We start from the raw sequence: 10,155 nt of genomic DNA, 5'->3' as shown, positions 1-10,155 counted from the left end.
ATGATAGGCGCGGAAAGATAGCGAACCGCTGTGATATCAATGACCGTCCCAGTATCATTGAAGCGCGCAGTCGTATGGGCGATTATGAAGGGGATACGGTGGTTGGTCGTGGACATCAAGGTGTGCTTGTCACTCTAGTGGATAGAACAACTCGAGAGACTAAGATCAAAGCGCTACCCAATCGCAAGGCAGTAGCCGTCACACAAGCTTGTATTGGCATGCTAAAAGGTGAACAGGCGTTAAGTATCACCTTTGATAACGGTAAAGAGTTTGCTGACCATGAAACGATGGCAACAGCGTTGAAGGCTGATATTTATTTTGCTCAGCCTTATCATTCTTGGGAGCGTGGAACGAATGAGAATACCAATGGGTTAATTCGTCAGTTTCTACCGAAGTCAATGCGTCTGGATAACCTATGCATGCACTTAGTTCAGTCGATTGAAGACAGTTTAAATAATCGACCTAGAAAGGTGCTAGGGTTTAGAACACCTCTTGAGGTAAAATCTAGCTTCGGGTGCGTTGCACTTCAATGTTGAATCCAAGAGTTTAAAAACTTAAGCAATAAGGATATTACCGAAACCGTTTTATTTCCTATGCCAGCTGTCCCTAGTTTTACAGACTCAGATTTTGCTGATATTAATGCCACTTATGACAACTTTGAAGTTTGGATAAATGGCAAGCCTATCATTCCTAATCAGCATGTCCGTACTTTTATGCGTCCAATTGTGGTCAAAGATGACGATAGAACCTATGCCGACATCCCTGTTGATACGACTGAAATATTCAAATCCTGTGGTCTTAACGAGGCTGATATGATGGGGCCTTGGACCTATCAAGTTGACACTGAATACGTCAATCAACGGCTTTTAGATTGTAATAATAAGGCACTAGATAAATTCATCTATGATAGAGAAAGTCTTGATATACCTTGGGATTCGCAGGTGATCTATAGTTGGCAGCAAACCTTCAAAGCCAATGCGACGACCAAAATCAAGCATTCATATACACCATTGGTTGGTGGGTCAGTATCTTTGGGCGAGGATCAATTTAGAGATTTTTGTGTAGATAAAACAACTCAGCGAGGATTTAATAATAACGGACGGCCCTATCATGCCTTAAGCTATATCCTGACGACGGGGGCAAACTGGGCCAAACCTATCACTAATTTCAAACTTACCGTCAAACGTGACCTTAATGAATTAGTTTCGTTTTGCTGGAAAGGTAAGGGTAAAGTCAAAAAAATTGGACCAACGACGTTTGAGATTAAAGAAAGTAATTTTGTGCCTACCCATGATTTTGATGTGGCTTTTATTATGAAGTAAAGGCTAGTTTATAGAGTGTGCTCAGCGCAGCGAAAACATTTATTTCGACAACAGTCGTGTCGCTAGATTTAAGCGTTATTAGAGTATAAATAAAATGACAAAAAAATTAGCCTCGATATCTGAATGTTTTAAAAGTGGGGAAATATGCGTGGCATGGCTCGGTATTCTTTAATAGTTTCGTTCGGCGCCCGTCCCTCTGTACCAAGCTGCCTCTGTTTTTTATATTTTATGATGACCGAGATACAAAAAAAGGATTAGCTCTAAATAATAGAAAAGAGCTGCTAAATTATCGTAGCAACTCTTCTTGAATGAACGTTTAATTGAGTAAGTATAATCATACCAACCCATTCACAACCTCGATAAGCTTAGACATTTGAATATTGAAAATAAGACTCTTTGACCATATCAGCAGTATACCTTGTATTTACTTTATTCAAAATACTAGTAGCAGTAGGAGCTCTATCATTAGATAGTCCAAAATTTACGAATATTGGTACATTAAATTTGAGCGGAACGCTACCCTTGTAGCTATAAGTAATCTCTTGGTTAATTCTACCATTTTGACTAACATCTACTAGAGTTTTAACCAAGTATCCAGCGTTGTTGTATTCAGCTTTTTCCGCTACGTCCTGAACGTTAGCCATAAATCCTCTGTATTTAGCCATAGAATCATTAGCCAAACCATCTTTATTATAAGACACTTCCACATCGATAACAGATGGACCGTCAACAGTTATTTTTTTGGTAATATTTTTTTGACTATTATAGCTATAGGTAGTTGACCGTTCTCCTCCCCTTTCATAAGTTAGAACATCTTTGAGAACATTACCTTGGTTGTCGTAGCTGTATTCAGAGGTTTCGTATAATTCTTTGACTTCACTATTAGTAATATCATCAACTTTTATATAATACAAAGCAGACTTAGCTACGTAATTATTAGCATTAAAAGTTATGTTTTTTATTCTATCTATACTACCGTCGTTGTATTCATCAGTCTCAATTTTTTCTAATTGATTCTGATCATTATAAGTATAGGTATTCGTTGCATTAGAAAAATAACTTGTGTCACTTGGATCCCTTTCTACTATCTGTTCGATGTTACCGTCTGAATTGTATTGATAAATTACTGTACTCTCAAAAACACTATCTCCATCAGAATTAGTATTAAACTCAGTTAGCTGACCTTTTTGGTTATATACCCATACTTCAACACCATCATTTCGCTTATCAAGACCACGAGTTTGTTCGCGGCGAATTAAACGATCTTTATCATCGTAAGTAAACTGCTTTGAGCTATTAGCTCGATCAGGATTGCTAGATGACAAGTATTCTTGTTCAACCAGCTGGTTTTTGGCATTAAAATAAAAGTTCTCTGTTGCATTGATATAACCAAAACCATCTCCCTTATAAGATTTAGTGCTGGTACTAGCAATATTAATATCTAAGGGTCTTGCATCTTTTGCATTGACGATACCGTCACCGTCGATATCACTATCACAGTCATCAATGGTTCCATCTTTGTCTAGATCAGATTGCCCTGAAATATTAGCGGTAGCGTTTTTGCATTTGTCGGAAGGCTTTGGAGGGGTAGGCTTCGGATTATTACTACTTTGACTGTCAGAACCTCCATCACTACCGCCGCCACCCCCACAAGCTAAGAGTGAAGTAGAAAAAACGACAACCGCAACAGCAGAGCTCAAGTTTTTAACGTTATAGATACGTGGCATATGATTTCTCTTATAGAAAGGTTATTTAATGGTTAAAGCTGAACACTAGACCACGCATACAAAACTAAAGTTTAGAACAGCTCTCAAGAAGGTGATATTATCTTTTTTTCTATAAAATAGTCAATCTAATTTTACTACTTAGAATATTGATTTTAATTAGCTTATTTACGATACGTAAATAAAATCTACAATTCATTTCTAATCATTTCAAACCAAAAACCAACCATAAAAAAGAGCCACCAGATTTCTCCAGCAGCTCTTTTTTATTTAAACGCTAAGAAAGGTTAATCAGACCAAACTATTTACCGCTTCAACCACCGCGTCAGTCGTGATACCAAACTCTTTATAGAGCTGATCTGCTGGCGCTGATTCACCATAAGTGGTCATGCCGATGACTTTGCCATCTAGGCCAACGAACTTATACCAGTAATCGACATGGGCAGCTTCTACCGCTACGCGGGCGCGGATATTGGCAGGCAATACAGCGTCACGATAGCTGGCGTCTTGCTCCATAAAGATTTCAGCACATGGCATAGAGACCACACGGACGCCAACGTCATTTTCGCTCAACGTGGCATACGCTTCCATAGCTAAGCCAACTTCTGAACCGGTGGCGATAATGATTGCTTTTAGCTCGCCTTGTTCCTTCGCTAGCACGTAACCACCTTTAGTGATGTTAGCGACTTGCTCGCTGTCACGTGCTTGATGCGGTAAGCTTTGACGGCTAAAGATGAGCGCTGACGGATTATTTTCTGACTTAATCGCTTCTACCCAAGCCGTAGCAGATTCAGTCGCATCACACGGACGCCATGTACGTAGGTTTGGCGTAGTACGTAGGCTAGTCAATTGCTCAACTGGCTGATGCGTTGGGCCATCTTCACCCAGACCGATAGAATCATGGGTGTAGACGTGGATAATACGTTGCTTCATCAATGCGCCCATACGCACCGCATTACGCGCGTACTCCATGAACATCAGGAAGGTTGCCACGTAAGGGATAAAGCCGCCATGCAACGCGATACCATTGGCAATCGCTGTCATACCGAATTCGCGCACGCCATAATAGATATAGTTGCCATCAGCGTCTTTTTCGATGCCTTTAGCACCTTTGAATAGCGTCAGGTTTGAGCCAGCTAGATCCGCTGAACCACCTAATAACTCTGGTAATAATGGCTGCAAAGTATTGATCGCATTTTGACTGGCTTTACGGCTGGCAACATCACCGCCCTGCTCTTGAGTTTGTCGGATATAATCCTGCGCTTGCTTATCAAAATCCGCTGGCAATTCACCATTTAAGCGGCGTAGTAACTCAGCAGCTAGTTCTGGATAGGCCTTTTTATACGCTTCAAAGTCCGCATCCCAGTTCTTTTGTTGCACATCGCCTTTGGCTTTAGCATCCCACGCTTCATAGATTTCATCATCTAACTCAAACGGCGCATGCTTCCAAGACAATGCATCACGGGTTAAAGCAATTTCATCATCACCCAGTGGCGCACCATGGCTAGCTGCTAAGCCTTGCTTGTTTGGACTACCAGCGCCAATCGTCGTTTTACAGATGATTAGGCTTGGCTTAGTGGTCTCAGCAATCGCTTGCTCAGTGGCTTGAGTGATCGCATCGGTATCATGACCATCAACCTTGATAACTTGCCAGCCGTAAGCTTCAAAGCGCATTTGGGTGTCATCAGTGAACCAGCCTTCGACATTACCATCAATAGAGATGCCATTATCATCGTAGAAGAAGACCAATTTGCCAAGCTCTAACGTGCCAGCCAAAGAGCAAACTTCATGGCTGATACCTTCCATCAAGCAGCCATCACCCAAGAACGCATAAGTATGGTGGTCAACGATGTTATGTCCGTCACGGTTGAACTGCGCAGCTAAGGTTTTCTCTGCAATCGCAAAACCAACCGCATTCGCGATGCCTTGACCTAGTGGACCCGTAGTGGTTTCAATACCTGGCGTATAACCAAGCTCAGGGTGACCTGGGGTTTTTGAATGCAGCTGACGGAAACCTTTCAGGTCATCAACGCTGACGTCATAACCAGATAAATGCAGCAATGAGTAAATAAGCATCGAGCCATGACCGTTTGACAGTACAAAGCGATCACGGTTATGCCACTGTGGATCGGTTGGGTTGTGCTTCAAAAACTTGCGCCACAGAACTTCAGCAATATCAGCCATGCCCATCGGAGCACCTGGATGACCAGAGTTGGCTTTTTGTACCGCGTCAAACGACAGTACACGGATGGCATTGGCTAATTTACGTTCGCTAATTGGAGCTGGCATAGAGTGTCCTAAGATTAAAGGAGAGTTTATTTGATTGAAAAAAGTTATTGAACTAAATTTGCTTAGATACTGGAATAGATGGCTCATTATAAACTAAGTGGCAACAATTTTCCCTGTTACCCCTAGTCCAGAACTTGATCGGGTCACATAATAAAAAACCAACTGATCGTTAACGACTTCAATATAATGTTTCTCAAATTCTTGATAGCAAACATACTGAAGCCATTTCTCCTCTAGATAATCTGCCATTTGCTGATGGCTTACATTGTGCGCAAAGTTGCAATACAACGTGAGCATACAATTTGCATTATCATGGCGCTCTTGATAAAGAAAGTCGCAACCAAGATTGTTTTCCATACAACAGAAATACACATTGGCATCTATTTCAAAGCCTAACAAATTGTCGCCACTACTTTGACCGTGGGTGAGATATTGTGAGTAATTGAGCTGATCAATTGTAGACAATGTCTTCATGACGTTACTATTATCAAACTTCTATTCTTTCCGCACCGCCCATAAACGGACGCAATACTTCTGGAACGGTGATACTACCGTCAGCATTTTGATGGTTTTCCATGACGGCCAATAGCGTACGACCAACTGCCAAGCCTGACCCATTCAAAGTATGAGCCAAGCTGGTTTGTTTGCCGTCTTTGACACGTGTGCCCATGCGGCGCGCTTGGAAATCACCACAGTTAGAGCAGCTAGAGATTTCGCGATAGGTATCTTGGCTCGGTAACCAGACTTCGATGTCATAAGTCTTTTGGGCAGCGAAGCCCATATCACCTGTACACAGCTTCATGACCCGATACGGCAAGTTGAGCTGCTGCAAGATATATTCGGCTTGTTCGGTCATTGCTTCAAGCAATTCATCAGATTGCTCAGCGCTAGCGATATTAACCATCTCGACTTTTTCAAACTGATGCTGACGGATCAGACCACGAGTATCACGACCGTGTGAGCCGGCTTCACTACGGAAACAAGGCGTATGCGCGGTGAACTTTAACGGCAGCTCTTTGATATCTAAACGCTCACCGCGTACCAAATTGGTCATAGGTACTTCAGCCGTCGGAATCAGATAAAAATCCATATCATCATTATTCGTATGATTGGTCAATTTAAACAAATCATCTTCAAATTTTGGCAACTGACCCGTACCTTTTAGGCTTTCAGAATTGACAATATAAGGCACATACGTTTCAGTATAGCCGTACTTGATGGTGTGGGTATTGAGCATAAACTGAATCAAAGCGCGATGCATTTGCGCAAGCTGACCTTTTAATACATTAAAACGACTACCGGTAAGCTTCGCTGCGGCTTCAAAGTCGAGCATACCGAGCGTCTCACCGATATGAGTATGGTCTTTGATGTCGAAATCAAACTCACGCGGCGTACCCCATTTGCGTACTTCGACATTATCATCTTCTGACGTACCCACTGGCACATCTGCTGCTGGAATATTAGGAATCTGCAAGGCAGCTTGATTGATACGCTCTTGCAGAGTACGCAGCTCGTCTTCTGCCGTCTTAATCTCACCGCTGACGCTTTGCATCTCAGCCAACAGCTCACTGGCATCTTCGCCCGATTTTTTTAGCGCCCCTACTTGCTTAGCACCAGCGTTACGGCGCGATTGCAACTCTTCGGTTTTGACTTGTAGCGATTTACGCTCGTTTTCAATGGTTTGCCAGAACTCCATATCAAGCGTATAGCCACGAGCAGCCAACTGCTGTTGTAAATCGCTTAAATCGCCGCGTAAGAGTTTTGGATCAATCATAATAGTTGCCTGTAACGCTGAGAGTGAATAAGGAATTTTAAGAAAATATTATCAAAACAATAATGAGCCAAGCTCATTTTACAACCTAACCTATCGTCAATCCAAAATAATATCAATACAAGAAAACCGAGTACAAGCTATACAGTACTATGTTTAGCGAAGTTGACGCTGTAGTGATTTTATAGTGGGCAGGCTATCACTTTATAACTTATGTTATGACATCTTGTTTGTCATGAGAAAATAGGTAGTCGCTATAATACCAAGACCCAGCAGATTTGACCATGTTTTGCCCCTATTTAGACGCTATTTTGACTACTTTTCGGCTATTTTCGTACCTGTGACTGTCCTGTGTTATAGCAAAGTTTTTAGTGTGACGCCATGTTTGAATGCTGCACGTTATGCCACTATCTTGCTATGAAAAATTTAAGGTTAGCTTCCACAATCAGTCCCAATCTCTATTAATGCCATTAATATGACGTCTATCAATGAACAGAGCGGCTTATATGTTTCATTTAGGAGCACTTTTCGGTAAGATAAGCGCATAGCTTTATTACACTTCTAGCCAAGTACCGCATCGCAGCTTCGCTTTGGCGATTTAAACCCAACGCTTTTACTACAAGTATTTGAGAAACCTTTATGGCCCTGTACCCCTATACGCTCCAACCTGTTGCCTTAAACCTGACCGAGGCGGAATTTCATCAAGCACAGTATGAACTGTTTGCCAGTGCCAGCCCTTCGTTTGGTCTTTCAAGTTTGAAGACCAAAGAATGGGTCATTATGGCGGTAGTCGTGATACTGGCCATTGCAGGGTTAATCTTTGTCACTGGCTATTCCACAATTATTTTTTGGGTCATGTTGGTTTCGGTCGTGGTTTATCTGTTGGTGCGTACCTTAGGTTTTAAATGGTACGTCAAAAGAGAGTTTGAAAAACAAGTGGCTGATCAAGAGATGCCAGATGAGATGCGCCAGATGAAGTTGGGTGTACAAAAACATGGCTTGGTCATGGCGATGCCAACCAATCAACCTGATATGATGAAAAACTCGCAAATGCGTGGCATGCAAATGCGTGCAGGAGCGACCCAACAAGCGGTTATTCCATGGACAGCGGTCAAAAGCTGGGACGAGACTGACGACTATATCTTTATGATGTTTGAGATGAAAGGTCAACAAGGCAGCCAAATTGTCCCTAAACGTTTGCAAGCACAGAAGTTCCCCATCGATACGGTACGTCAACACCTACAAGAAGTGGTTCCAGTTAAAGGCTTAAACCCTGAAAGCTTACAACCCCCTGCATAAAGCTTAATAGTTCATTTTTTGAACTCATAATACTGTGAACGCATAAGCTAATGGAGAGAATATCTCTTGATTGGTTTAAAAAATCAATCATAGTCTTATAATTATTGAAATTAACTTATCGACGCTGCTTTGCTATTATAATGAACATCGACAGCAAGATTATGACGGACTTAATAAATAGATCTTTATGAATTAAAATAGCGTTCTATAATTCAACACAAGAGCAAGCATAGTAGTGCATCATAGGGCTTGCTATACTCTTAGTCTGTTATAACCAGTTTCTTACATTAACACTCACACTATAAGGATAATATTATGAGTAATACTAATAATGCGACCAACCAGATCGGTTTAGAACAATCAGACATGAGCGGTGTCATCACTAAACTTAATAGCTTACTATCAAGCTATCACATGTTCTATATTAACGTTCGTGGCTATCATTGGAACGTCAAAGGTGAGCACTTCTTTACTTTGCACCCACAGTTTGAAGAGCTGTATACCAGCCTACAAGTCGAGATTGACGAAATCGCTGAACGTATTTTAACCTTAGGTGGTACACCACTCCATGCGTATAGCGACTTTACGAAACATACAAGTATTCAGGAAGATAAAAACGTCAAAGATGGCAATACTTGTGTAAAAGGCGTAGTTACTGGCCTACAAGCGCTTATCTCAGAGCAGCGTCAAGTATCAGCGCTGGCGGTAGAAGCGGAAGACCAAGGTACTGCCGATTTAGTCGACGGCTATGTGCAGCAGCAAGAAAAGCTAATTTGGATGTATAATGCTTTTTTAGCAAAATAGTTAATACTTAAAGGTAGCTGACTTTAAGAGCGACCAGCCTTAGAAGTCGGTTATAAGTAAAATTATATGTCATAAAAAAGCACCCGCTATGGGTGCTTTTTTGTGGGTGAAGTTTGGGTTATGTCTTCACATATTTATAGGGGTAAAATCTACTGTTGTACCCACTGGCGAATTTTTTCGCGTTCAGCTGGCGTTGCTTGTAGCCATAACTGCATGAAGCTATCAAGGGTATTGGTGCTTTGATTGCTCGTCCCTACTGGCGCCACGGTATAGGTATTTGAAGACATACTACCTGTATTATTCTGAGTACTCGCCGTTGGCTGATTGAGAGCTGCGATTGCGCGTTGGTTCTGTAATTCTGCATCACCGCCACCACCAAATACGCCGCCTATCGCTTTACCCAATCCAGCAAACAAGCCATCATTACCATTTGCAACGCCCTGTTGACTGGCAATAATGGCATCGTCTTGCTGTATCGCAAGGGTTGGCTGTTTGACATAATCTTTGGCTGCCTCATACTTTTCTGGTTGATTAGGCATGGTCAAGCGGTATGTCTGGTTGTCTGCCAGTTCGGCTGTCACACTCACATTGCCTGAACGCAAATAATCATGCTCGTCACGCGGCAGATTATACAAGCGGTCATACTTAGCAGTAATCGCATGCTGACCCGGCTGCAAGGTGAATTGTTTAGTCAACGCCTGAAAAGGACTCTGTTGAACTTCTTGACCATTGATAGCAGTCACTTTGATATAGTCATCAACGAGTAAAGTAACCGCGGCATTTGAGAGCATAGATACCGATCCGGCACTGATAAGTAAGGTGCTGATGGTCAGTTTTTTTAGCGAAGAAGTATTGGTTTTCATAAATGGTCCCATTGATAGTAAATGCATTGATAACAGCGACATTTTGGATAGAAACAAATGGTGTTTCTAATATTTAAAATTCA

9 protein-coding genes are annotated in these 10,155 nt (G+C 41.8%); 4 read left to right on the top strand and 5 right to left on the bottom strand.

Annotated features, from left to right (window positions below; translation table 11 throughout):
* Together W293_RS0104830 and W293_RS0104825 are read left to right on the top strand one after the other, a co-directional pair.
* On the top strand, positions 1–536 hold a 536-nt coding region (locus W293_RS0104830; RefSeq protein ID WP_025651008.1), incomplete at its 5' end, for an IS30 family transposase.
* Complete coding sequence (locus tag W293_RS0104825) at positions 537–1,322, top strand: DUF4424 family protein (RefSeq protein ID WP_084212269.1); 786 nt, start codon at positions 537–539, stop codon at positions 1,320–1,322.
* 365 nt (positions 1,323–1,687) lie between these two features.
* Here W293_RS0104825 and W293_RS0104820 read toward each other — a convergent pair whose 3' ends face one another.
* The 4 genes from W293_RS0104820 to serS all read right to left on the bottom strand — a co-directional run bounded on the left by W293_RS0104820 (position 1,688) and on the right by serS (position 7,109).
* A complete protein-coding gene (locus tag W293_RS0104820) occupies positions 1,688–3,049 on the bottom strand; it encodes a hypothetical protein (protein WP_025651376.1) in 1,362 nt (453 codons plus the stop codon).
* A 288-nt stretch (positions 3,050–3,337) separates the two neighbouring features.
* A complete protein-coding gene (gene tkt, locus W293_RS0104815) occupies positions 3,338–5,335 on the bottom strand; it encodes a transketolase (RefSeq protein WP_025651375.1) in 1,998 nt (665 codons plus the stop codon).
* 93 nt (positions 5,336–5,428) lie between these two features.
* Positions 5,429–5,809, bottom strand: a complete 381-nt coding sequence (locus tag W293_RS0104810) for a hypothetical protein (protein ID WP_025651374.1) — start codon at positions 5,807–5,809, stop codon at positions 5,429–5,431.
* 13 nt (positions 5,810–5,822) lie between these two features.
* Entirely contained in the window at positions 5,823–7,109 is a 1,287-nt protein-coding gene (serS, locus tag W293_RS0104805; protein WP_025651373.1) for a serine--tRNA ligase, read from the bottom strand.
* Between the two features lie 636 nt (positions 7,110–7,745).
* Here serS and W293_RS0104800 point away from each other — a divergent pair.
* Together W293_RS0104800 and W293_RS0104795 are read left to right on the top strand one after the other, a co-directional pair.
* Entirely contained in the window at positions 7,746–8,405 is a 660-nt protein-coding gene (locus W293_RS0104800) for a YcxB family protein (protein WP_025651372.1), read from the top strand.
* Between the two features lie 315 nt (positions 8,406–8,720).
* On the top strand, positions 8,721–9,209 hold the full coding sequence (locus W293_RS0104795; protein ID WP_025651371.1) for a Dps family protein: 489 nt from the start codon (positions 8,721–8,723) through the stop codon (positions 9,207–9,209).
* Between the two features lie 149 nt (positions 9,210–9,358).
* Here the strand turns inward: W293_RS0104795 and W293_RS0104790 are convergent, their stop codons facing one another.
* Positions 9,359–10,072: a DUF2057 family protein gene (locus W293_RS0104790; protein ID WP_025651370.1), complete on the bottom strand. Its 714-nt coding sequence runs from the start codon at positions 10,070–10,072 to the stop codon at positions 9,359–9,361.
* Positions 10,073–10,155 lie beyond the last annotated feature (83 nt).

It is taken from the genome of Psychrobacter sp. TB67 (assembly GCF_000511065.1).
Classification (GTDB): Bacteria; Pseudomonadota; Gammaproteobacteria; order Pseudomonadales; family Moraxellaceae; genus Psychrobacter; species Psychrobacter okhotskensis.
Note: the sequence above shows the minus strand (reverse complement) of the source record. Positions and strands in the feature narration are given on the sequence as shown.